The organism is Candidatus Sordicultor fermentans, assembly GCF_012728195.1.
Lineage (GTDB): Bacteria > Atribacterota > Atribacteria > Atribacterales > Caldatribacteriaceae > Sordicultor > Sordicultor fermentans.
The window spans coordinates 1-20,913 of sequence record NZ_JAAYFP010000138.1; the positions used below are offsets into that span (position 1 = coordinate 1).

The 20,913-nt window shown below is 41.2% G+C and carries 19 protein-coding genes and 1 tRNA gene; 15 read left to right on the forward strand and 5 right to left on the reverse strand.

The window, feature by feature from the left end; genetic code table 11:
• Positions 1 to 47: 47 nt before the first annotated feature.
• Complete coding sequence (locus GXZ17_RS07270) at positions 48 to 593, reverse strand: DUF4416 family protein (RefSeq protein ID WP_409376630.1); 546 nt, start codon at positions 591 to 593, stop codon at positions 48 to 50.
• 416 nt (positions 594 to 1,009) lie between these two features.
• Between GXZ17_RS07270 and GXZ17_RS07275 the strand changes: the two genes are divergently transcribed.
• Both GXZ17_RS07275 and dnaK read left to right on the forward strand, forming a co-directional pair.
• Positions 1,010 to 1,594 carry a nucleotide exchange factor GrpE gene (locus tag GXZ17_RS07275; RefSeq protein WP_409376631.1) on the forward strand — a complete coding sequence of 195 codons (585 nt, stop codon included), beginning with the start codon at positions 1,010 to 1,012 and terminating at the stop codon, positions 1,592 to 1,594.
• A 15-nt stretch (positions 1,595 to 1,609) separates the two neighbouring features.
• Positions 1,610 to 3,523 (forward strand): molecular chaperone DnaK, encoded by a 1,914-nt coding sequence (gene dnaK, locus GXZ17_RS07280; RefSeq protein ID WP_409376632.1) that lies wholly within the window; start codon positions 1,610 to 1,612, stop codon positions 3,521 to 3,523.
• A 571-nt stretch (positions 3,524 to 4,094) separates the two neighbouring features.
• Here dnaK and GXZ17_RS07285 read toward each other — a convergent pair.
• From GXZ17_RS07285 to GXZ17_RS07295, 3 genes are all read right to left on the reverse strand, one after another.
• The gene (locus GXZ17_RS07285) at positions 4,095 to 4,847 is read right to left on the reverse strand and encodes a DUF3307 domain-containing protein (RefSeq protein WP_409376633.1); all 753 of its coding nucleotides are present in this window, start codon (positions 4,845 to 4,847) and stop codon (positions 4,095 to 4,097) included.
• On the reverse strand, positions 4,848 to 5,513 hold the full coding sequence (locus GXZ17_RS07290; protein WP_409376634.1) for a SatD family protein: 666 nt from the start codon (positions 5,511 to 5,513) through the stop codon (positions 4,848 to 4,850).
• Between the two features lie 281 nt (positions 5,514 to 5,794).
• Positions 5,795 to 8,218, reverse strand: a complete 2,424-nt coding sequence (locus tag GXZ17_RS07295) for a GH36-type glycosyl hydrolase domain-containing protein (protein WP_409376635.1) — start codon at positions 8,216 to 8,218, stop codon at positions 5,795 to 5,797.
• Positions 8,219 to 8,984: 766 nt separating this feature from the next.
• Between GXZ17_RS07295 and GXZ17_RS07300 the strand changes: the two genes are divergently transcribed.
• The 13 genes from GXZ17_RS07300 (at position 8,985) to GXZ17_RS07360 (ending at position 20,145) form a co-directional block, all read left to right on the forward strand.
• Positions 8,985 to 9,078: transfer RNA gene (locus GXZ17_RS07300), tRNA-Ser, on the forward strand.
• A gap of 32 nt (positions 9,079 to 9,110) precedes the next feature.
• A complete protein-coding gene (lipB, locus tag GXZ17_RS07305) occupies positions 9,111 to 9,818 on the forward strand; it encodes a lipoyl(octanoyl) transferase LipB (RefSeq protein ID WP_409376636.1) in 708 nt (235 codons plus the stop codon).
• Positions 9,815 to 10,666 carry a lipoyl synthase gene (gene lipA, locus GXZ17_RS07310; RefSeq protein ID WP_409376637.1) on the forward strand — a complete coding sequence of 284 codons (852 nt, stop codon included), beginning with the start codon at positions 9,815 to 9,817 and terminating at the stop codon, positions 10,664 to 10,666. The genes lipB and lipA overlap by 4 nt, the downstream gene beginning before the upstream one ends.
• A complete protein-coding gene (locus GXZ17_RS07315) occupies positions 10,663 to 11,193 on the forward strand; it encodes an SAM-dependent methyltransferase (RefSeq protein ID WP_409376638.1) in 531 nt (176 codons plus the stop codon). Before lipA ends, GXZ17_RS07315 begins: the two co-directional genes overlap by 4 nt.
• Before the next feature lie 32 nt (positions 11,194 to 11,225).
• Positions 11,226 to 12,536, forward strand: a complete 1,311-nt coding sequence (locus GXZ17_RS07320; protein ID WP_409376639.1) for a glycosyltransferase family 2 protein — start codon at positions 11,226 to 11,228, stop codon at positions 12,534 to 12,536.
• A 41-nt stretch (positions 12,537 to 12,577) separates the two neighbouring features.
• Positions 12,578 to 13,726: a radical SAM protein gene (locus GXZ17_RS07325; RefSeq protein ID WP_409376640.1), complete on the forward strand. Its 1,149-nt coding sequence runs from the start codon at positions 12,578 to 12,580 to the stop codon at positions 13,724 to 13,726.
• A gap of 91 nt (positions 13,727 to 13,817) precedes the next feature.
• Entirely contained in the window at positions 13,818 to 14,723 is a 906-nt protein-coding gene (locus GXZ17_RS07330; protein ID WP_409376641.1) for an isoaspartyl peptidase/L-asparaginase family protein, read from the forward strand.
• Between the two features lie 42 nt (positions 14,724 to 14,765).
• Positions 14,766 to 15,935: an ABC transporter substrate-binding protein gene (locus GXZ17_RS07335; RefSeq protein ID WP_409376642.1), complete on the forward strand. Its 1,170-nt coding sequence runs from the start codon at positions 14,766 to 14,768 to the stop codon at positions 15,933 to 15,935.
• A gap of 56 nt (positions 15,936 to 15,991) precedes the next feature.
• A complete protein-coding gene (locus GXZ17_RS07340; protein WP_409376643.1) occupies positions 15,992 to 16,771 on the forward strand; it encodes an ABC transporter ATP-binding protein in 780 nt (259 codons plus the stop codon).
• The gene (locus GXZ17_RS07345; RefSeq protein ID WP_409376644.1) at positions 16,764 to 17,468 is read left to right on the forward strand and encodes an ABC transporter ATP-binding protein; all 705 of its coding nucleotides are present in this window, start codon (positions 16,764 to 16,766) and stop codon (positions 17,466 to 17,468) included. The genes GXZ17_RS07340 and GXZ17_RS07345 overlap by 8 nt, the downstream gene beginning before the upstream one ends.
• Before the next feature lie 2 nt (positions 17,469 to 17,470).
• The gene (locus tag GXZ17_RS07350; RefSeq protein ID WP_409376645.1) at positions 17,471 to 18,370 is read left to right on the forward strand and encodes a branched-chain amino acid ABC transporter permease; all 900 of its coding nucleotides are present in this window, start codon (positions 17,471 to 17,473) and stop codon (positions 18,368 to 18,370) included.
• Positions 18,367 to 19,356, forward strand: a complete 990-nt coding sequence (locus tag GXZ17_RS07355) for a branched-chain amino acid ABC transporter permease (RefSeq protein WP_409376646.1) — start codon at positions 18,367 to 18,369, stop codon at positions 19,354 to 19,356. The genes GXZ17_RS07350 and GXZ17_RS07355 overlap by 4 nt, the downstream gene beginning before the upstream one ends.
• A 27-nt stretch (positions 19,357 to 19,383) precedes the next feature.
• Positions 19,384 to 20,145: a creatininase family protein gene (locus tag GXZ17_RS07360; RefSeq protein ID WP_409376647.1), complete on the forward strand. Its 762-nt coding sequence runs from the start codon at positions 19,384 to 19,386 to the stop codon at positions 20,143 to 20,145.
• Positions 20,146 to 20,256: 111 nt separating this feature from the next.
• Here the strand turns inward: GXZ17_RS07360 and GXZ17_RS07365 are convergent.
• Positions 20,257 to 20,913, reverse strand: a 657-nt coding sequence (locus tag GXZ17_RS07365; RefSeq protein ID WP_409376648.1) for a hypothetical protein, incomplete at its 5' end; no start/stop codon positions are given.

The window sequence follows — 20,913 nt, forward strand, 5'->3', positions numbered from 1 at the left end:
AGATGGAAGAGTTAGAGGTGACGGAACACACGAAGAGCTTTTACAATCTAATCTTTATTATCGACGTCTTTTTGGTGTAGAGACTTTTGATAAAGCTCTCTGATTTTCCCAAGGGAAGGGCGATACTCAGGACTCTGGTAGTCGGGATAAGTATAAGGGAAAGGCCGAAAGTCTCCTTTTTCCCATTTAATAGTGGCTTCAGCGTATATACCTCTACAGAGATAGACGCGGTGAGAGAAATTTTTAGTACTGGCCAGCACAATTTTACCCCCGTCAAAGTAACCGGGATCTAAATTGATTCTTCGTTCTTTCTTTCCTTCCTGAGTAGTTTTTTCTATCTCGTTGGTGGCAACTTTTATGTCGGCTAATTCTCCTGGGTCAATCAAGGGTTTGAAGACTATAAATACTCTTTTCAAGTTTTCTCCAATATTTCGGTAATAGTCAGTGTAAGTGAAAGGAATCTCCTCACTAATCCACTCAATTTCTCCCCATCGTTTTTCAAGCTGGGGCAAAATATCTTCTAATATGTTTCTTTCTTCATAAAGAACAGCGATGAATAACTTTACCGGCCGAGGATTTCTGATCTCTCCCATTTTGTTTTTACCTTTTTTTATTTTATCCTATTATAGGAGGGAAAAAATTTACGCGTTGTATTGTATCATATATTATAGTGTTCCGTAAAACCTGTTAAATTACTCAAATTTTAAAAGCAAGGTTACATCGGAGGTTAAAAACTCGGGATTGCCCCAGAACTATAAGAGTTAAATCTCCTATCACCCCGGAAAAGAAAAACATAAAAATTAGAAAACCCAAAAGACCAACGTTAAGTAGATGCAGGTTGTAATGGGTTCCATACCATAGTTAACCATAAAAGAACATGATTTTTAAAGGTAAAAATTTTTTTGACCTTACTTGACAAAAGCTCAAAATGGTGGTTTAATTTGATAGTCGAAGAAGGTAAAAAATTGACATTACATTTGACATTACAGAAGAAAGGGGGGCAGCGATCTTGACGAAAGAAAAAGAAATGCTTAAAGAGGCCGAAGAGACTAATGAAAACAGAGAACTGGAAGAAAGTGGTCTCTCTGAAATAGAAGAATTACGTTCTTTGGTAGAAAAACAGAAGAAAATAATAGAAGAAAAAGAAAAGGCAATTAAAGATTATCTTAATGATTTGAAAAGATTGAAAGCCGATTTTGATAATTTTCGCAAAAGAGAAACCCTCTTCCGACAAGATTTTGTAAAAAAGGCCAATCGAGACCTTATATTCAAACTTTTGCCTATCTTAGATGATATGGAGAGAGCTATACGAGAAGCAAAAGCCAAAGAGATAGATGAAGCTATAGTTCAGGGAATAGAATTAATTTATCGTAAGTTTTTAACTATTCTGGGAGAAGAAGGAGTTAAACCCATTGAAACCGAAGGACAAAAGTTTGATCCTAAATATCACGAAGCAATCGCTACGGTATGCCTTCCCGATCATGATGATTATGAAATAGTAGAGGAGACACGCCGTGGCTATTTTTACCAGGACGAAGTTTTACGTCCTGCTCAAGTAAGAGTAAATAGGATTTCTAAAGATTTTATGGCCTAAGGAGGATGATAGAATATGGCTAAAGTGATTGGTATAGATTTAGGTACTACTAACTCAGTAGCGGCATACCTGGAAGGAGGACAAGCAGTAATTATTCCTAACAAAGAAGGATCTCGCCTTACTCCTTCGGTGGTAGCCTTTACTAAAAACGGCGAAATATTAGTGGGGCAGTTAGCCAGAAGACAGGCTATAACTAACCCCAAAAATACCATATATTCCATTAAGCGGTTAATGGGGCGTCGTTACGATGACCCAGAGGTGGAAAGAGCACGTAAAGTTCTACCTTATGAAATTGTTCCTGGCGAATATGGTGAGGCGTGTATTAAAGTAGGAGACCGGGTTTACACCCCTCCTGAGATTTCTGCTATGATTTTGCGGAAGATCAAGGAAGATGCTGAGGAATATCTGGGAGAAAAAATTACTGAAGCAGTGATAACTGTACCTGCTTACTTTAATGATAGCCAGAGACAGGCTACCAAAGATGCAGGGAAAATTGCTGGTCTGGATGTAAAAAGGATTATTAACGAACCTACCGCTGCTGCTCTGGCTTATGGCTTAGGTAGGGATAAGGAAGAAGTAATTGCCGTTTACGATTTAGGTGGAGGAACTTTCGATATCTCTATTCTAGAAATTGGAGAAGGAGTGTTCGAAGTAAAGTCCACCGCTGGAGATACTTTCTTAGGTGGGGATGACTTCGACCGAAGGATAATGGACTACATTATCGATGAATTCAGAAAAGATCAAGGTATTGATTTACGAGGAGACCAGATGGCTCTCCAGAGGTTAAAAGAAGCGGCAGAAAAAGCAAAGTGTGAGCTTTCTACTGCTTTACAGACCGAGATAAACTTACCTTTTATTACCGCTGATGCCAGTGGCCCTAGGCATCTAGTAATGACTCTAACTCGAGCGAAATTAGAGCAATTGACTATAGATCTTATTGAGAGAACCATTGGTCCTTGTGAGCGGGCTTTACAAGATGCGGGTCTGAAGCCAGAGGATATAAATGCTGTAGTTTTAGTAGGTGGAATGACTCGTATGCCTAAAGTGCAGGAAATAGTGGAGAGAATATTCAAGAAAGAACCTCGAAGAGGAGTCAACCCTGATGAAGTAGTAGCAGTAGGAGCAGCTATTCAGGCAGGAGTGCTAGGAGGAGAGGTAAAGGACGTACTTCTTCTGGATGTCACTCCTCTTTCTTTAGGGATTGAGACTTTAGGAGGAGTGTTTACTAAAATAATTGAGCGCAATACCACTATTCCTGTTTCTAAAAGCCAGATTTTCACTACTGCTGCAGACAACCAGACTACAGTAGAGGTTCACGTCTTGCAGGGAGAACGTCCTATGGCGCGGGACAATGTCTCTCTGGGCAGATTCCAGTTGACTGGTATTCCTCCTGCCCCACGAGGCGTACCTCAGATTGAAGTAAAATTTGATATCGATGCTGATGGTATTTTGCACGTCTCAGCTAAAGACCTGGCTACTAATAAAGAACAGACTATTACCATTAAAGCCTCGAGCGGTCTTTCTAAAGAGGATATTGACCGAATGATTAGAGAAGCAGAACTCCATGCTGAAGAAGACCGTCGTAGACAAGAAGAAGTTGAAGTTCGCAATCAGGCTGATAATCTGATTTACACCGTAGAGAAAAACCTGCGGGAATCAGGAGACAAACTATCTTCTGAAACCAGGGCTCAAGTAGAGAACGCTCTCAATGCTTTAAGGGAAGCCATGAATAAAGATGATATAGCCGATATCAGAAGAAAAATGGACGATTTGCAAAATGCTTCTCACGCCATGGCGCAGGAGCTCTATCAAAAGACTGCTCAATCGGAAGCTTCTGCTTCCAGCCAGGCTGGTAGCTCAAACGAAACTACTCAAGATGAAAATGTCGTCGACGCCGATTACCGAGTAGTGGATGACGATAATAAGTAATATGAGGGGGTGAACCCCCTCATATTACTTAACGAGGACGTTTGGCAGGTTCCCGGATTTTTAAGGGTTCCTGCTTTCATTTGCTTTTTTGCTAAGGGGTATTTGAGTTTGATATCAGGTGAAATTCTCCAGAATGCTAATCTATCTCGAGGGCACCTTGTTTTGTATATTCAATTTTTCCTTAATTACGATACATTCCTTCGCTGTATTTAGCTTATGCGTTTGATCTACCATCTTTCGCGCAGTTTATCCCCGCCAATCTTGCTGTCAGAATGCCCCCATGTATAGACAAGACATTTTCTTGCACGACTGCCATGGCAGCTACCAGCTCCAAACGACCAGGTATGTTTGTGTATTTGGTAGAATAGAAATGCAGCACAGCGGAAGTTAAAAAGTACAGCAGGAAATAGAAGAACCTCCATTGTCAGCACCCTTAAAAATACATTACCCTTTCAGGTGTGAAATCTAAAGGGGTAAAGAAAGGAATGCTAACAATGGAGCAAATATATCAGATTTGAATATGCTAAGTAGAAAAGTGGTTCTAAAATTTTTGTAGATTGCTCCCTAGAGCTCATTTACAGAGGTAGAAAAATAGCCCTCCTATCAGGGCTAAAGCAGTGCTCCAGAGAGTTCCTATGAGGTAATATTCGGCAAATGATTTGTTATTCAATTCTTGATATCGAGTTAATGACTTAGCCATCAAGACAAAAGCTATCCCGGTAACTGCCTGATAGAGAATAAAAGTCAAGATGATGGTTCTTTCTAAAATGCCTATATATCTTCCCATCCCGGTTATTTCATATTTTCTAACTTCCTGGGGTAGAGAACGCATTGCTTTTCCTATAAATATAGCTCCACCAAAGACCACATAGAGATATACATTACCTACCACCATTACACTGGTTAGTTTTTCTATCCAGTCTGGCGTCATTATCTCAGAGTAAAAACCAAAGGAAGATAGGTGGGAGAAGTGGCATAGCCATTGCCAGGCGAGGAGAATAAAAATTAAGTGAGATAGCTGGTCTAATACAAAGCCCAGAGGATTGCTATCTATTTTGTGGGGAGGAGTAAGGTGGTAGCCAATCCAGTCTATCACTAAGTGGGTAAAAGCAAGGCCCAGGAGAACTCCTCCCGCTTGCCAGGAAATAAAAGGGTATAAAAACAGGACTGAAAGTCCCCAGACAATAAAGAAGTGAGAAATATAGGTGGTCCGTCGTCTTGTTACTTTGTTCTCTATCATTTTGTTGCTCTGCAAAACGAAATCAGCCACACCATGGGAAAAAAGTAATAGCTCCAGTATTAGCCACTTACTGGAGAGCTCCATTCAATTTTCCTCCTCATTATCAGCGGAAAATTTTGAGCTTATCAGGTTATGAATGTGCTTTTCCGCCTCAGAAAATACTTTCCAATGAGCAGCCTGACAACGTTTGGCTACATTTTGCGGTCTCACTTTCAGAACTTGCGCTGCTTTTTGATAAGTCCCCATTTGTTCATAAGTATGGATAGCTTCCCACTGACCATCTGTCCAGCGGTTACTTATTACATCCATTAAAGCCAGAATAACGTTCAGATTATAATCGAAGTTTTCTTCGAGAGAATTAATGAAGGTAGCGGGTTGACGAGAAATTTTTATTTCCTCCAGTGCTTTTCTGGCTCGATGAAAAGAACTGCCATCCATATTCCAGGGGTTATTTCTATCTATTTCTGTAGTGATATCTCCTATTCCTATTCCCACCCTGACCTGAACTGGTCTTAGATAAAAACGTAAGTATCTAACCATCATTATGGCCTTCTGAGGGGGAAAAACCACTCCCTGAATTTCATCTCCTCTCAGGAGGCAAAATTTAGAGGCAATAAACGTCTTTCTGGCTATATTAAGTTCGGAAATGGCCTGTTCTATTTGCTCTCTGGAAAAACCCCGGTCTTTTAATTTTCGAGAGCCAATTATATCGGCAGTTAAGACAGCAAATTTCCTCTCTGGAGAAGACACTTACTGATTCCTTTTCACCCGACTAAGGGTTATATTTTTATTTCACCTTTTGGAAGGTGAGAATTTCACTTGCTTGATTATATCACAGAACAATAAGGAAAAAAGAGCCTATCCTTCTATGATCGAGAAGTTTTTACTCTCTCAGTACATCTTTTATTCCACACCGTATGTTGTTCTGCATCTTTCCGACGAATTATTTTAATTTCTTAATTATTTGTACTTTTATCTTGTGCCGCAGGTTGCTCACCAGTTAGTGAGTTCCACTATTTTCTTCTCATTTCTCATTGTCCAAGCACTACTTCCACCGTATTTTCCGAGCCCTCTGGCGCGAAAGGAATCACCACCCGGCCATTATCCAGAGGCACAGTCTCGTTATTTACTGTACAGGACCTAACACCTTCTGATACGTGAGACGGATTGTGTACGGTAATCGTGTACCACGCTCCTCTTGTCTTTTTCCTTACGGTGTAGATCTTCCACTCAAAAGGAGTACAAGGATCGATTATTAAACCCTGATGCGAAACTCTCACCCCCAGGATATATTGGGTAGCTGCCTGATACATCCAGCTCGCTGTTCCAGTGAGCCAGCTATTTCTACCCAACCCAAACTGAGGGTGCTCGTCACCCAGGATATTTTGACAGAATACATAGGGCTCTACTTCATAAATATCAATGATCTCGTTTTTCTTGATGGGATTGATTTCGCTGAAGTACTGATAAACTCTCTCTCCATTTCTCATCATACATTCAGCTATTATTACCCACGGATTGGCATGAAGGAAGATTCCTCCGTTCTCTTTTGCACCAGGGGGATAAGTAGTAACTCCACCTATATTCGGATCGTAATGGTCGTATCCTGGTGTGCTGAGCTTTATTCCGTACTCGGTATGAAGATAGGTGTATACCGCATCTAGAGCTTTATTGGCCCTTTCCAGAGGAGCATTACCCGAAATTACTGCCCATGACTGGGCATTGGTAAAAATCTTTCCCTGAGTATTTTGCTTGGAACCCAGAGGAGTACCATCATAGTCAAAATACCGTAAATACCACTCACCATCCCATCCTACTTCATTTACTCGCTTTTTCATTTCCTCAGCGTAGGCCTGGTGTTTCTTAACTTTTTCTTCTTCTCCCAAATACTCCATAAGCTCACAGAGATCTCTGCATGCCTTACTGAACTGATGGGCAATGAAAAATGACTCCGCACCGTTTCTGAGATTTATTGTGTCGTTCCAGTCTGCAAAGCCCAGAAGGGGTATTCCGTGAGCACCTACATTGTTCCATGTAAACCCTACAGCTCGCTCCAGGTGTTCCAGAACAGTAACTACCTCTAAGGGTTTGCCATCTTCGCCCTTCTCGTAAAAGGGTATTTTCTCCTCTAAGAAAGTGTAATCACCAGTCTCTGTGAGGTAATGACATACGGCAAAAACTAACCACAGATGGTCATCTCCATAATATTTGGGCCTATCTTTCATTTCTTGTGCATCGCCTATGGTAGCCTCCATAGTTTGGGGGTTGAACTGGTGCATCGCTGAACCATTTTGTTTTTGAATTGAAAGGAGTTTTCTGAGTAGATTCTTAGCCCGCTCGGGAGCTCCAGAGACCACAGCCATTACGTCCTGACTGGAATCTCTCATGCCAATGCCTCGCTCTCCGTATCCTAACTGGTAGTACGAAAGATATCTGGACCAATTAAGGGTAATAAAACACTGTCGGGGATTGTGGGTATTGACCAGTAGATTAAACTCTCTATCCGGAGTTTCCACCTGGCATACGTTCAGGTAATTTTCCCAGAAACACTCCATCTGGGAAAGAGCAGCATCCACTTCTTCTGGTTTTCGAAAGCGCTCAATGGCCGGTATCGCTTTTTCTACAGACTCTGCTTGTCCCAGCTGGATAATGAGTCTTCGTTCTTCTCCGGGCTGGAGAGTGCCAAGGTGGTGTATTAAAGCTCCAATGTTATCTCCCCGTAGCGGTTCGAAATTACTCAATTCTTTTTGTTTGAGAGCAAGTGGAGATGTCCACGTTCCATATTCATTAGCTCCCAGGAAGCGCTTTCTATCAGTCTCAAAAGAAGAAACTGGCCAGTTAGAAGTAAGGAAATTTTCTGCTCTCCCTATTTGCATGAAGGCACATTGTCTGAGAATAAGTAAGCTTCCCGGGTTTCCTATGGCTTTACTTGTCATAGTTTGGGGAACCCAATCTGCATTAGTAAGCTGTTTGAGTGCATCAAAATGGGAGTATTCCACTACAGGTATTATATCTAATTCATCTATGGGGTCTTTTCCTATGTTTTTGATCCTTACATCTTGTAACACTACGCTTTCCCCCTCCGGCACAAACACCGTTATTTCTGAGCGGAGCCCTTCACATTCCATAATAAAACGAGAGTATCCCAGCCCTACTCGACACTCGTAAAGATCGTATAAATGTAAAGTGGGCACATAATAGGGAGAATAGAGGAAATTTCGATTAGCTTTCCTTCTTCTAACATAAATAGTGGATCCCCTAAACTCCGAGGCAGGAAGTTGAGTGATATATTTAGTGATCCGGTTAAGTGCAGGATCGCCTTTGCAGATGAGCATTCCCCCGGTGTGATCCACAAAACCACCAAAGTCAATAGTCCCTACATAATTAATCCACTTTACAGGAGTGTGAGGGTTAGTAATCACGTATTCCCTTCCTTCAAAGTGACCGTATCGCATGGCTACACCTCCCTAAAATATTTTTTACCAGTGACGAACTCCTGGTAGCGTTGGCTCTCCTTTGAGGTTCTCTTTCTACCAGGGTAATCGTAGTAGATGATGCCGAGTTGCTTGGTATAGCTAAAGGCTCACTCAATCTGGAGAGGTATCTAAAATATTGAATCCCCGTTCATCTGTGGCGAGATTCTCTTCTGCTTGATAGCTACTGTATCTGTGCCTTTCCAGTATATAATAATTGATACAACCCGCCAACCATGATCTCTAAATTTTAATCTTTTTTCTTCCACCTCCGGGGGAGAAAATATCCGGATAACGCCCCCCTTTTTGGAGATTAAAAAACCATTTTTATAGTGAGGATAATGAACAACTAGAAGAAGAAGTAAGAAAAATATATCAGGCATTAAAGTATAAAGATAGACCATTCTGGCAGAAAAAATCCGTGTTACCAGAAAATGGGAGTCCTTAAAAAGAAAAGCCTGTTATAGCGCTAATTTCTGACACTTATAGCGCAAGGTGGGTTAAATACTACTGGGTTATGTTTTCTAAGAGCTATAGGAGTATTATTCACTGTAGCTCTACTCTGTAAGCTGTTTGTGCTTGCGGGGACAGAAGGGAAGAAACTGTCGCACACGCCTGGATATATAGTGCTCCGGCGTTATTTCAGCTAACTATAGGTTAGCTGATAGTGTCATAAAGTGGCTACCCAAAACTTGTTAAGATTATAGAAGTTGAGAAAATAAAAAAATATGATATACTAACGAAAAGCGGAGAGGTGGCCGAGTGGCTGAAGGCAGTCGCCTGCTAAGCGATTAGGCGAGTTAAGCCTCGCCTCGTGGGTTCGAATCCCACCCTCTCCGCCAAGTTTATGTCTGGCAAAGTCGTGGTAGGATAAGTGGAAAAACTCTGGTTTGTCCGAGGAGGACAGGTAGAATACTCATTTGCCCATAGTCTGCAGTTGTCTCTCCGAGATAAAGTAGAAAGAGAAAATATCCCCGGTTTTCTTCTTTTGATGGAACACCCTCCGGTTTTTACTCTAGGAAAAGGAGCTTCTCGAAATCACCTTCTGGTAGATGAAAGTGTTTTAGAGAAAGAGGGTATTAAATTGTATGAAGTAGAAAGAGGAGGAGACATCACTTACCACGGGCCGGGGCAAATTGTTGGTTATCCTATAATAAATCTTAATTTTTGGAGAAAAGATGTTCATCTTTTTTTGCGTTCTTTAGAAGAAGCTATAATCCGGTTTTTGAGGAGGTTTGAAGTGGAAGCCTTTCGTCTTCCTCCTTACACCGGAGTATGGGTCAGGCGAGAGACACCCCAGAAAATTGCTGCTATAGGTATAGCAGTAAAGAGATGGGTTACTTATCATGGTTTTGCCCTTAATATTTCCACTTTTCTTCCCCATTTTAGTTACATTGTTCCCTGTGGTATCATTGATAAAGGAGTAACTTCCCTGGAGCATGTTACTGGTCATTTTTACTCACTGGAAGAAAGAGAAAAGATGCAAGAATTTCTGGCTCAAGACTTAGGAGAGGTTTTAGGATTTCGAGTGAAAGAAATATCTAAAGTTGATTTGATTTTAGAAAGGGGATTAAGTCTTTGAATAGTTTACCTTCCTGGATAAAAAAGAGAATCTCCCTGGGAGAAGGAGAAGAAACACAAAAATTGCTCCAATCTCTTTCTCTTCATACTGTTTGTGAGAGTGCCCGTTGCCCCAATCGAGGAGAATGTTTTGCGAGAAAAGTAGCCACTTTTCTAATCATGGGAAGCATCTGTACTCGACGGTGTCGTTTTTGCGCGGTAGAAAAAGGAATACCTCAGCCTCTGGATTTTGAAGAACCAAGAAGGGTGGGGGAAGCATCTCGGCAGCTGGGATTGAAGCACGTGGTTATCACCTCAGTCACCCGGGATGACCTTCCTGATGGAGGTGCCTATCATTTTGTGGCTACCATTCGAGAAATTCGCAAAGTTCTCCCTTTTTCTACAATAGAAGTTCTCACTCCTGATTTTCAAGGCAGAGAAGAAGATTTGCAAGTGGTAGTAAAAGAGCAACCAGAAGTTTTTAACCACAACGTGGAAACTGTACCTCGTCTTTACCCTGTGGTGCGACCTCTGGCTTCTTATGAGAGGTCATTAACTATCCTTAAGAGGGTAAAAGAGATTTCTCCCTCAATTATCACTAAATCGGGTTTGATGGTAGGTCTTGGGGAGGGAAAGGAAGAAGTGTTAGAAGTGTTAGAGGACTTAAGAGGTGTGGGATGTGATGTGGTTACTATTGGTCAATATCTTCGCCCTTCTCCCCGGCACTTAGAGGTAAAAGAATACGTTCCTCCCCAGGTTTTCACCTGGTATGAAGATATAGCTTACTCTTTAGGCTTTCGGGGAGTAGCCAGTGGCCCTTTAGTTCGTAGTTCTTATTTAGCAGAAAAATTTGTGGGCGAACAGTTATGATCTGGGGGATAGGGCTATTTATAATCGCTGTAGCTCTTTTATTTTTTTTCTGGTTTTTCCCGGTTTTCTTTAATGGTATTCCCTGGCAACCTACGGATATGAAAAGAGTGAGAAGAATGTTAGAGATGGCTGAAGTTAAGCCTGATGAGGTAGTTTATGATTTAGGCTGCGGGGATGGGAGGATTATCATTTGTGCTGCTCGAGAATTTGGTGCTCGGGCAGTGGGAGTAGAACTTAATCCGTGGCTCTATTTTTTAGCTCTGGTGAAAGTCTGGGTAAGAGGGCTTTCCCGCCGGGTAAAAGTAATTTTTGGTAATTTGCATCAAGTAGATTTAAAAGAAGCAGACGTGGTTACCATATTTTTATATTCTCACGTAAATGACCTTTTGCAAGAAAAATTCCAGCGAGAATTAAAACCAGGAGCTCGTATTGTTTCCTATGTTTGGGTTTTGAAGAACTGGAAACCAGTAGCTGTGGATAGTGAACACGACCTTTATTTGTACGTGAAAAATGGTGCTGGTTGGTAGGTTTTTTGAACTATTAAAAAAGGAGTGATATATTGTATTGGCCGTTCTTCCCTCGCTTTAAGTCGTTAGAGCTGGATTTTGTCCAATGGGTCATTGTTTTTCTTTGCTTCTACGGAATATACCAGGCCATCGTGAGTTTTCGTGGTTTTTGGCCAGCAAAGCCCTTACCCCCCGCTTCTTCTCTGCGGCGCTTTGCTATTTTGGTTCCTGCTCATAACGAAGAAAAAGTTATCGGCTCTCTGCTGGATAGTCTCAATAAACAAAGCTATCCCCGGGAATTCTTTGATGTTTATGTAGCATGTGATGCCTGTAACGATGCTACCCCAGAAATTGCAAAGGAGTATGGTGGAATAGCTTTACTGCGTAACGATCCTCTCCATCCGGGAAAGACTCAGAATATTCGCTGGGCATTGAACAATATCCCTCTTGATGAATACGAAGCAGTAGTTATATTTGATGCTGATAATTTAGCTAATCCTCATTTTCTCTCTCAGATGAACGATTATTTAGAAGCCCATCCCGGGGCAGAAGCTGTTCAGGGCTATCTGGATACCAAGAATTTTTCTGATTCCTGGCTTACCAGGGTTTATGCCTTAGCCTACTGGTATACCAATCGTTTCTGGCAATTAGCTCGAGCTAATTGGGGGTTATCAGCAACATTAGGAGGGACTGGTTTAGTTATTACTGTTTCCTGTATTAAGCGTTTAGGCTGGGACCTCCAGAGTTTGACTGAGGATTTGGAGTTTAGTGCTAAACTGGTTCTCTCTGGAGGGAAAGTACACTGGAATGAGTGGGCAATAACTTATGACGAAAAACCCCTTTCTTATCTGGCTTCTCATCGTCAGAGATTAAGATGGATGCAAGGTCATTACTGGGTAGGCTGGCATTATGGGCCTAAATTATTAGCTAAATTTTTCACCACTTTTCGTTTTCAATATCTGGATTATTTCCTTTATCTTCTGACTCCCTTTATTGTTATTTTAAGTTTTGTTTTAACTGTTTTTGAAGTAACACGCTGGATAATTAGTTCCCCCGCTTCGGGTTTATTCTTTTTTTGGTATTGGTGGATACCTTTTGCTCTTTTGCAAAGTGTTTACCAGATAGTTATTGGTCCTTCTCTGCGAGAAGGGAAAGTTACCTTTAAATATGTCGTTTATCTCTTTTATTATGCCTGGTACGGGATTACCTGGATACCTGTTGTATTTTATTCTCTCTTTCTATCAGGGAACCAAAAACACTGGGTAAAAACCGAGCATGTTAGAAATTTAAGTATTGAGGAGGTTGTTAATATTCCTGAATTGGATGATGTAAGGAAGATACGAGGTGGTCCCTTTCTCGAGTAGCTAAAATTAGCTAAGTGGAGTAGAATAGATAAGGGATAAAAATGGGGAAAGCTTCTTTAGACTTAGATTACAAGATAGAAATTTTAGGAGAGGGAGCTCGTTTTGATTTATGCGGTTCATGTGGAGGGGAGGAATCAAGAAAGCGCCATCCTCAGGGAGGCTGGATTTATCCGGTTAATCTCCCCGATGGCGGGAAAAAAGTAAACATTCTCAAAATCCTTCTTTCTAATAATTGCGTGCATAATTGCCTTTACTGTGCCAATCGGGAAGGAAGAGGCCACCCCGTCGCTTCCTTTTCTGCTGAAGAATTAGCGAGTCTTTTCTGGCATCTTTACCAGAGGGGGATGGTAAAAGGGCTTTTCTTAAGCTCTGCTGTGGATAGAAGCCCTTCTTGGGCTATGAACGAGATGCTAAAAGTGGCAGAAATTTTGCGCTATCGTCTCCATTTTTCCGGTTATCTCCATCTCAAAATATTGCCTGATGTGAGCAACGATTACTTAGAAGAAGCTGTCAAACTGGCTACTCGAGTATCGGTTAACTTAGAAGCTCCCACTCCCCAAAGCCTCTGCCAAATTGCTCCTCAAAAGAATTTTTTTGGTATCTGGCAGAAGTTTCAATGGTTTGAAAGTCAGAAGAAAAAAGGGCTTTCTGCTCCTGCCGGGGTTACTACTCAGTTAGTGGTAGGGGGAAGCAAGGAGACCGATAGAGAAATCATGCATACTACTTCTCAGCTTTATGAGCATTTTGGTTTAGCTCGAGTTTACTATAGTGCTTTTCAGCCAGTTGCTGATACCCCTCTTTCTTACAAACCTCCCGTATCTACCTGGCGAGAACATCGTCTATATCAAGCTGACTTTTTACTTCGTCGATATAACTTTTCTTTTGAAGAGTTAATCTTTGACGAAGAGGGTAATTTTCCTTTATCTCTTGACCCTAAAGTTTTGTGGGCCAATCACCATCCTGAGTTTTTTCCGGTGGAAGTAAATTCTGCTCCCTGGGAAGTTTTAATCCGGGTGCCTGGTATAGGGACGACTTCGGCACGACGGATTATAAATTTGCGCCGAGAGAGTACTTTTCATGACCCTAAAGCGCTTTCCCGGCTGGGAGTGCGGATAGATAAGGCTTTGCCTTTTATCCTTTTGAATGGTAAAAAGATAAAGCGAGCAGAGCAACTATCTCTTTTTGCCTGATTCTCTTTTGTTTTCAAGATCTCTCTTTGTTCGTGCTATACAATAATACATAAGGTTTTATTAGTAAGTAAAGGAGGGACAGAAATAAAAAATGGTCGTAGTAGTTCATGGAGGACTATCAGAGAAAGATTTCTTGGCTTTTGACACCTTAATTCGAGCTTGCGAAATGGCTCGAGAGGTAATGAGAGAAAAAGAAGCCATTGATGGAGTGGAAAGCGCAATAAAGATTTTGGAGGATGACCCTCGCTTAAATGCTGGAACTGGCTCCTTTCCCAATCTTTTGGGAGAAATAGAAATGTCAGCTAGCGTGATGAAAAATGATTATTCTTGTGGAGGCGTAGCAGCTATTAAAAATGTTAAAAACCCCATTTCTGTGGCCCGAGCAGTAATGGAAAAACCCCGTCATATACTCCTTGTAGGAGAGGGAGCTAATTTGTTTGCTAGTCTTCTGGGATTTGAGCCTTACAATCCGGTAGCAGAATTAACCATAGAAACCCTGAAAGAATCCATTTGTGAAGCAGAGAAAGAAAAAAATCCCATCTATCACTGTTACTTAGAGAAAGCCCGGGAAAAATTGCGGGAAACTCACTGGGGAACAGTAGGTGCAGTAGCTAAAGATGAAAAGGGAAGCCTGGCTGCGGGAACCTCAACTGGAGGAGTGAAAATGCAGCTTCCCGGGAGAGTCGGAGATTCTCCCTTGATAGGTTGTGGAACTTTTGCCTGTCCCTTCGGAGCAGTATCTATGACTGGTGAAGGAGAGGAAATAATAAGATGGGGTTTAGCTCGACGGATTGGAGAATGGATGGAGAAAGTAGATGCTCAAAAAGCGGTGAATATGGGGATAGAATTAGCTCGGGAGAAAAAGATATTTTGTGGAGTTATTGCAGTCAATAGCCAGGGAGAAATAGGATGGGGTGCCAATGGGGGAATATTGCCTTTAGCTTACTGGAAAAAAGAAATGGAAGAGCCACTTTGTATGTTGACTAATAACTCTTAGAAGGATATAAAGTTATAAGAATAGTTTAAAGGAGGTAGAGCTATGAAAAAACTACTAACTGTGATTTTGGCGTTTCTTTTAGTGGGGGGTGCATCTTTGGCTTATGCGCAGGAAGCTATTAAGGTGGGGATAGTAATGGGTCTCACGGGACCTTGGGCTTCTATTGACACTCCAGCTCTCAATGGAATTAAATTAGCGACTGAAGAGATTAACCAGGCAGGAGGGGTTTTGGGAAGACCAATTGAACTTAAAACAGTAGATACGAAAGCTGATGAGGGAGAAACTGTAGCAGCAGTAATCAGATTAGTGGAAAACGAGAAGGTGTGTGCTCTGATAGGCTACTGTGATACTCACTGGGTGAATATTGCTGCTCCCTTGGCCCGGGAATATGGCGTTCCTTTTATTACCCCTGGAGCTACTCATCCCCGTATACCAGAGCGTACTGGTGCCTGGCTAGCCTGCTTTGGTGATAACGCTCAAGCAGCGGCTATTGCTGAATATGCCATAAATGATTTAGGACTTAAAAAGGGTGCTATTTGGGTAGATACAGCAGTGGACTTTAGTGTGGCGGTTTGTGCCTATTTTGCAGATGCCATGAAACATTATGGTGGAGAAATCGCTTATGAAGACTACTTTGAAACCAGCTGGACAGATTTTTCCAGCATGGTAGCTCGTCTTAAAGAATACCAGGATCGAGGAGAGGTAGATTTTGTTTACGTAGGAGGGATTCCTGGTAATTGCGGGCTAATCGTCAAACAGATTAGAGAAGGAGGAGTAACTATTCCTATCTTTGGTGAAGACGGTTTTGATACTCCTCTTTTAGTGGAGACCGGCGGAGAATATGCTGAAGGAGTGGTCTTTGCCACTCATATGTCTTTAGAAGATCCCAACCCTGTTGTTCAGCAGTTTAAGGAAGCCTATGAAGCTATGTTTGGTAACCCTCCTGAAAATGCTTTTGCTGCTCTAGGCTACGATACCTTAAAAGTCTTAGCTAAAGCTATAGAAATAGCAGGCACCGATGATCCTAAGAGTATCCCAGAAGGTTTATCTCAAATTAAGGATTTTCAGGGGGTATCGGGTGTTATTTCTTACAAGGAAGGCAGTCAGATACCTGATAAATCGGTAGCCATAATTGAAGTGAAAAACGGGAAATTTGCTACTATAAAGCAAATTACTCCTCAATATTTACCTGATCCTAAGATTGCCAAATGAACACATGAAGGCGGGCTTTGAGCCCGCCTTTTTGATATATGGAGAGAAATAAAAAGATGACGTATTTCATATTAGAAGTAGAAGACTTATGGAAAAGTTTTGGAGGTTTAACTGCAGTAAGTGGTTATCAATTAAAATTACCTCCAGATAGTGTTTACGGCTTGATTGGGCCTAATGGAGCGGGTAAAACCACCATTTTTAATCTGATCAGTGGAATAATAAAACCTACCCGGGGAAAAATAATTTTTAAAGGAAAAGATATTACTTTTTGGCGCCCTGATCAGGTTGTGGCCCTGGGGCTTACTCGCACTTTTCAAAATTTAAGACTTTTTTCTTCGCTGACTGTAGAGATGAATTTAAAAATCGCTTCTCATCTTCATGCTCGATGTAATTTTTGGAGTAGTTTGTTTAGTTTTCCCTCATTTTTCCGCGAGGAAAGAGAAATTAAAAAAAGAGTAGATTATATTTTAGAAGTTTTTGACCTTGTTCCTTATCGGGAAGAAGTATCTTCTAACCTTCCCTATGGTTTGCAAAGAAAACTGGACATTGCTCGAGCTTTAATGACCAAGCCCCAATTAGTTCTTCTGGACGAGCCTTCAGCAGGCATGAACACTCAGGAAGCGGAAGATTTAGCGGAGCTAATACGACGGATTAAGGAAGAGTTTCAACTTACTTTGATCATTGTAGAACATAGGATGTCTTTAGTTATGGGGTTAGCTGAAGTGGTTCAGGTTATTGATTATGGGTCAGTTATTGCCATGGGTAGTCCAGAAGAAGTACAAAATGATCCCCAGGTAATTGAAGCTTATTTAGGAACAGGTGATGTAGTTGCTTAAAATAGAAAACTTAACAGTGAAGTATGGAGTCATACCTGCGGTACATAACGCTAACTTAGAAGTGCGAGAAGGACAAATTGTGGCTCTTTTGGGAGCCAACGGAGCAGGCAAAACTACTATTTTAAAAACTATCATGGGGATTCTTAAGCCCGCTGAGGGAAATATCTATTATCAGGGTGAAAGTATTAACTTTTTTTCTCCTCCTCAACGGGTAAAAATGGGCATAACTTTGGTGCCAGAGGGCAGAGGAATTTTTAACCGTCTTTCGGTAGAAGAAAATCTCTTTTTGGGCGCCTATCATCGTTCCGATAAGGAAGAAGTAGAAAAAGACTTAAATCGAATTTATACTCTTTTTCCTCGTTTGCAAGAAAGAAAGGAACAGATTGCGGGAACTTTGAGTGGAGGAGAGCAGCAAATGTTAGCTTTAGGGCGGGGCTTGATGTCTCGTCCCCTTTTGATACTTTTAGATGAACCCTCCCTAGGATTAGCTCCTCTTTTAGTCAGAGAATTGTATTCTTTCATTGCCAATATTCGCAAGGAAGGAGTAACTATTTTGTTAGTGGAACAAAATGCTACCATGGCTTTGAAAGTTTGTGATTATGTTTACCTCTTAGAAACTGGTGTGGTAAAAGTTCAAGGGATAGCCGAAGAAGTGTGGTCTCGGGAAGATGTAAAAAAAGTTTATCTGGGAGGATAAATATGTTTTCTCTGGGTTATTTATTACAGCAGACCATGAATGGAGTGGTTTTGGGTTGTATTTACGCTCTTTTAGCTTTAGGAATGACAGTAGTTTATGGTATCCTGCGACTCATCAATTTTGCCCATGGCGCATTAATTACTTTGGGAGCGTTTTTCACTTATTTTATTCTAGTTCGTCTGGGTATTCCCTTGGTGGCTACTATATTTTTAGTTCTGGGTTTTGGAGGGTTGATGGGTCTGGTTTTAGATATAGTAGCTTATCGCAAACTACGCGGGGGCCCGGAAGTGGCTCTACTCATTACTTCTTTGGGCTTCTATACTTTTATTGAAAATTTTATGAAAATGGTAGTTTCTCCTCAGCCTTATGCTTTTAAAGCCCCTTCTTATCTTACTACTATTTTTCGTACTTCATTTTTAACTTTTAGGACGATTGATTTATTTATCATTGGAGCTTCTATTGCTATTATGTGGTGTTTCCACCTTTTTATCAAAAAAACTAAAATGGGTATAGCCATGCGGGCTATAGCGGAGAATCTGGAAGTAGCCAGCATCATGGGAATAGAAATCAACCGGGTGATTTCCGTAGCCTTTGTTTTAGGCTCAGCCCTGGCTGCTTTTACTGGTTTTATGTGGGGAGCTAAATATGGACAGATTTCTTACGATATGGGATTTTTGACCGGTGTGAAAGCTTTTGTGGCAGTGGTAGTAGGAGGAGTGGGAAGTGTTCCCGGAGCAATGGTGGGGGGCGTTATATTGGGCTTAGCTGAAATCCTGTCTACTGCTTTTCTGCCCACGTATTTTTCTGAGTATCGAGATGGGATAGTATTTGCTATTTTGATTTTAGTTTTGCTCGTCAGACCTTCTGGTATTATGGGAGTTAAGGAAGAGGTACGGGTATGAGAAAAATCAACAAATTTCCTGAACTGTGGTTTTTAGTGGGGGGATTAATTCTTCTGGTAGGGGTTTTCTTAGCTGACCACTTGCTCAACCGTTATTTGGTTCACATTCTAATTTTGATGGGTATTTATTCCATTACTACTGTGAGTCTGAATTTAACCAATGGTTATACTGGCCTTTTTTCCCTGGGTCATGCTGCTTTCATGGCTATAGGTGCTTATACCTCTACTCTTTTAGCTTTTCCTATTGTTTTACGAGAAGCTTATGAACTTCCTCTTCTTCCCTCTTTTTTAGGAGGACCAGAATATTCCTGGCCCTTTTTTCCTGCTCTTGTAGCTGGTGGTCTTTTGGCAAGCATAGCTGCTCTTTTAATAGGAGCTCCTGTTTTACGTTTGCGAGGTCATTATCTTTCAGTAGCTTCTTTGGGCTTTATGGTAATTGTTACTACTTTTGCCAAAACTTTACGGGGAATTACTCGAGGTTCCATGGGAATTAACGCTATTCCTTCTTATACTAATATTTACTGGACTTATCTCTGGCTGTTTATCTCTGTTTATGTGGTTTGGAGAATAGTAAATTCTCGTTTTGGTCGGGCAATGCTGGCCATTAGAGAGGACGAAACTGCTGCTCAAGCTCTGGGCATTTATCCTATGAAATATAAGCTTTTATCCTTTGCAGTGGGAGCTTTTTTTGCCGGGGTAGCAGGAGGATTGTACGCTCATTTTACTAAAGCTATTCGTCCTTTTGAATTTTCTTTTTTCCTCACTTTTCAAATTGTGACTATGCTTATTATAGGGGGAATGGGTACCACCTCCGGGCCGATAGTAGGAGCAGCTTCTCTTATTGCTCTACGCTATGCTTTAAAGCCGGTAGAAGAGGGATTACAAATTTATGGGCTGATAGAGTTGATTTATGCTACATTGCTCATTGTGATCATGCTCTGGAAGCCAGAAGGAATAATGGGAAAACGCCACTCAAGAATGAGTTAAAATCATCTAAAAGGAGGAATAATAATAATGAGAGAAAAATATTTCCATCCTCATCTTACCTACACTGATTTTAAAGAAGGTAAATTTGATAAAGCTATTCTGGCGGTGGGATCAGCAGAAAATCATGGTTTTCATCTGCCTTTTGGCACCGATACTTTGGTTTCCTTAGCCATTGCAGAAGAAGTAGCCAAAAAAGTAGAAGGGCTCTTAGTTCTACCTCCTGTAACTTATGGGGTGAGTTTCCATTATGATGACTTTCCTTTTACTTTGACTCTTCGACCTGAAGTTCTGGTAGAAGTATTAAAAGATATTCTGGATTCTTCTATAAGACAAGGGATTAACCATATTATTATCATCAATGGACACGATGGTAATATAGCCCCTATTGAAATAGCATCTCGCTCTATTAAGGTAAAACATCCTGATTCTTTTATTGCCTCTTTAGATGCCTGGTGGGTGAAAGCTGGAGAATTACTCCCTCCTCACACTTTTGAAGTGTGGGAAGGCCTCGGGCATGCAGGAGAAGGAGAAACTTCCATCGTTTTACATCTCTATCCTCAACTTACCAGGATGGAAAATGCTCGAGGAGTAGTTCCCGACCTTCCTGATAATTTAGATATTAAGTGGAAGTTCAGCGAAATCACCCCTTGTGGAGCTACCGGAGATCCTATCAAAGGGACTCCGGAAAAAGGAGAGAAGATGTTTAAAGCGCTGGTAGATTGTGTGGTGAAATTCATCCGGGAAATGGAAAAAGCAGGTTGGAAATACGGAGAAAAAGCTAAACTTTAAATAGTATTTATTAGTAAAATGTTGTTTTAATTGCTTGGGATGTTAGATTAAATTTGCCTTCCTCGAGTATTTTCTCGAGGAAGGCAAATTGCTTTCTTTCCCATTTAATACTTAGGAAGAGACAGGTACAGCTACAAATGTAGGAGAGGTGCAAGGATTTCCTGCTTTATCAGCAACAACTAAAGGACTTGCTGGGTGAAAAATAACCTCCAAAAGGTCTCCGGCGATTAACTGGTCACTCATCCAGTTGCCACTTAGAGTAACTGTTTTTTGATCATCAGCTAAATGAATGGTAGTGAGAGTAAAAACGGAAGCCCCAGATATGCTTACTGTCCAGAAACCACCAGGAACTAAGGTAAATAGATTCATATCGTTTACTACAATAGCTTCGTTAAAACTAACCGTTATAGTAGGAGCTGACTCGAACAGTGGATCTGCTTTAGCTAAAGCAGAGACAAGATAGGGCCCGGTTCCATCCACCACAATAGTAAAAGAGGTGGGAGTACTTTCTTCTCGGTCGGGAACTTTAGCGGTAAAATTAAAAACAAAAGTCTCTTCCGTAGTACCAGAGTCCCAGCTCCAGGTAAAGCTTCCTGCGTCATCGGTAGTAGTAGTACCTATTATTGTTTCTCCTTGACGTATCTGGATTACAGCATTAGCTGGACCTTGACCGGTAAAAGTTATGGTTCTACTGAACATCACTGGATCTCCGCTCTGGAGAGTTTTTGTCCCATCGGATATTATAATCAAAGTAGGTGCTTCAGTTAA

Bases quoted from the DNA above. Each gene is read 5' to 3' on its own strand.
- GXZ17_RS07270 (WP_409376630.1), bottom strand. From the start codon at position 593: ATGGGAGAGATCAGAAATCCTCGGCCGGTAAAGTTATTCATCGCTGTT.
- dnaK (WP_409376632.1), top strand. From the start codon at position 1,610: ATGGCTAAAGTGATTGGTATAGATTTAGGTACTACTAACTCAGTAGCG.
- GXZ17_RS07285 (WP_409376633.1), bottom strand. From the start codon at position 4,847: ATGGAGCTCTCCAGTAAGTGGCTAATACTGGAGCTATTACTTTTTTCC.
- GXZ17_RS07295 (WP_409376635.1), bottom strand. From the start codon at position 8,218: ATGCGATACGGTCACTTTGAAGGAAGGGAATACGTGATTACTAACCCT.
- GXZ17_RS07315 (WP_409376638.1), top strand. From the start codon at position 10,663: ATGATCTGGGGGATAGGGCTATTTATAATCGCTGTAGCTCTTTTATTT.
- GXZ17_RS07325 (WP_409376640.1), top strand. From the start codon at position 12,578: ATGGGGAAAGCTTCTTTAGACTTAGATTACAAGATAGAAATTTTAGGA.
- GXZ17_RS07330 (WP_409376641.1), top strand. From the start codon at position 13,818: ATGGTCGTAGTAGTTCATGGAGGACTATCAGAGAAAGATTTCTTGGCT.
- GXZ17_RS07335 (WP_409376642.1), top strand. From the start codon at position 14,766: ATGAAAAAACTACTAACTGTGATTTTGGCGTTTCTTTTAGTGGGGGGT.
- GXZ17_RS07340 (WP_409376643.1), top strand. From the start codon at position 15,992: ATGACGTATTTCATATTAGAAGTAGAAGACTTATGGAAAAGTTTTGGA.
- GXZ17_RS07350 (WP_409376645.1), top strand. From the start codon at position 17,471: ATGTTTTCTCTGGGTTATTTATTACAGCAGACCATGAATGGAGTGGTT.
- GXZ17_RS07355 (WP_409376646.1), top strand. From the start codon at position 18,367: ATGAGAAAAATCAACAAATTTCCTGAACTGTGGTTTTTAGTGGGGGGA.
- GXZ17_RS07360 (WP_409376647.1), top strand. From the start codon at position 19,384: ATGAGAGAAAAATATTTCCATCCTCATCTTACCTACACTGATTTTAAA.